Source organism: Mesorhizobium sp. M7A.F.Ca.US.002.01.1.1, from assembly GCF_004022955.1.
Lineage (GTDB): Bacteria > Pseudomonadota > Alphaproteobacteria > Rhizobiales > Rhizobiaceae > Mesorhizobium > Mesorhizobium ciceri.
In genome coordinates, this window is sequence record NZ_RZQE01000789.1 from 1 (window position 1) to 1,719 (window position 1,719).

A 1,719-nucleotide genomic window follows, 5' to 3' on the forward strand; every position below is an offset into this window, starting at 1 on the left:
CCCGGCCGAGGGCCGAGCCCGCGACCGCGGGCCAGCCGCGCTAGCGGCGGTGCGGCCCGTGAGCGAAAACTAGATCAGCCGTCAGGCCGCCTTCTTCTTCGGCTGGATCAGGCCGCGCTCGACCAAAAGCTCGGCGATCTGCACCGCGTTGAGTGCGGCGCCCTTGCGCAGATTGTCGGAGACGATCCACATCGACAGGCCGTTGTCGATGGTCGAATCCTCGCGGATGCGCGAGATGAAGGTGGCGTCCTCGCCGGCCGATTCCAGCGGCGTGATGTAGCCTCCGTCCTCTCGCTTGTCCAACACCTGGCAGCCTGGGGCTTCACGCAGGATATCCCGCGCGTCGTCGGCGGTGATCGGCTTTTCGAACTCGATGTTGACCGCTTCCGAGTGGCCGATGAACACCGGCACCCGCACGCAGGTCGCCGTCAGCTTGATCTTGGGGTCGAGCATCTTCTTGGTCTCGGCGACCATCTTCCACTCTTCCTTGGTGGAGCCGTCGTCGAGGAAGACGTCGATGTGCGGGATGACATTGAAGGCGATGCGCTTGGTGAACTTCTTGACCTCGACGCCATCGGCGACGAAGACCGCGCGGGTCTGGGTAAAGAGTTCGTCCATGCCTTCCTTGCCGGCGCCCGACACCGATTGATAGGTGGCGACGACGACGCGCTTGATGGTGGCGAAATCGTGCAGTGGCTTCAATGCCACCACCAGCTGCGCCGTCGAGCAGTTCGGATTGGCGATGATGTTCTTGCGCGTGAACAGCGAGATCGCGTCCGGGTTCACTTCCGGCACGATCAGCGGCACGTCCTGGTCGTAGCGGAAGGCCGACGAATTATCGATGACGACGCAGCCCTGCTTGCCGATCTTCGGCGACCATTCCTTGGAGACGCTGCCGCCGGCCGACATGATGCAGATGTCGGTGTCGGAAAAATCATACTGGTCGAGCGTCTTCACCTTCAGCGTGCGGTCGCCGAACGACACTTCCGTGCCCTGGCTGCGCCGCGACGCCAGCGCCACGACTTCGCTTACCGGAAAGCCGCGCTCTTCCAATATGTTGAGCATTTCCCGGCCCACATTGCCCGTGGCGCCGACGATCGCTACCTTGAAACTCATCGAAAAATCTCCTGTCCCTCTCCGCTTGGTTTTTGGAGAAACCCGCTGGCCGCTGCGGGTTCCGTCCCCCGGGCCGAACCCGGGAGAGGGTGGTTAGGCCAAGGGAATCACACCGTTTTGGTGGTGGTTTTGCCAGTTTTCTTGGCCAAGAATGCGGTTTTGCTGAAACGAGGAGACGCGCCGACGCGCCCGGCCCAATGATGTGCATTGAGGCTGGGGGCATCGAATGCAGGAAGAGCCGTCAAAAGGCCGCGCATCGAAACTGTCCCGTTCGGTGCCGGCTTTTACGCGGTTTGCGGCAAGAGTCAATTGCCGAGCGGCGCCTGGTTTTGCGCGCGCCCTGTACAATCGCGGCTGCGCGAAGTACGAACGGCCAAGATTGTTTGGCTGGCGCGAGGCCCGCCCCGGCATGTGCTCCGTGATGAGCGCGGACCCTAAAATTCCGAAAGAGTGAGATGTCCAACTTCGAAGCACTTGTTCCAGCGCTTGCCAGGGCGCTGGAGAAACGCGGCTATTCCGAGCTGACGCCCGTCCAGAAGGCGGTCGTGGCGCCCGAGCTCGGCGAGGCCGATGCGCTGGTTTCGGCGCAGACCGGCTCCGGCA

2 protein-coding genes and 1 pseudogene are annotated in these 1,719 nt (G+C 62.7%); 1 reads left to right on the plus strand and 2 read right to left on the minus strand.

Going from position 1 to position 1,719, the window contains the following annotated elements; all coding sequences use genetic code 11:
- Positions 1 to 81 precede the first annotated feature (81 nt).
- Positions 82 to 1,116, minus strand: a complete 1,035-nt coding sequence (locus tag EN932_RS35445; RefSeq protein ID WP_013528795.1) for an aspartate-semialdehyde dehydrogenase — start codon at positions 1,114 to 1,116, stop codon at positions 82 to 84.
- Between the two features lie 107 nt (positions 1,117 to 1,223).
- The gene (locus tag EN932_RS38285) at positions 1,224 to 1,373 is read right to left on the minus strand and encodes a hypothetical protein (protein ID WP_164753489.1); all 150 of its coding nucleotides are present in this window, start codon (positions 1,371 to 1,373) and stop codon (positions 1,224 to 1,226) included.
- 198 nt (positions 1,374 to 1,571) lie between these two features.
- Between EN932_RS38285 and EN932_RS39650 the strand changes: the two are divergent.
- A pseudogene (locus tag EN932_RS39650) lies at positions 1,572 to 1,719 on the plus strand (DEAD/DEAH box helicase); the annotation flags it as partial.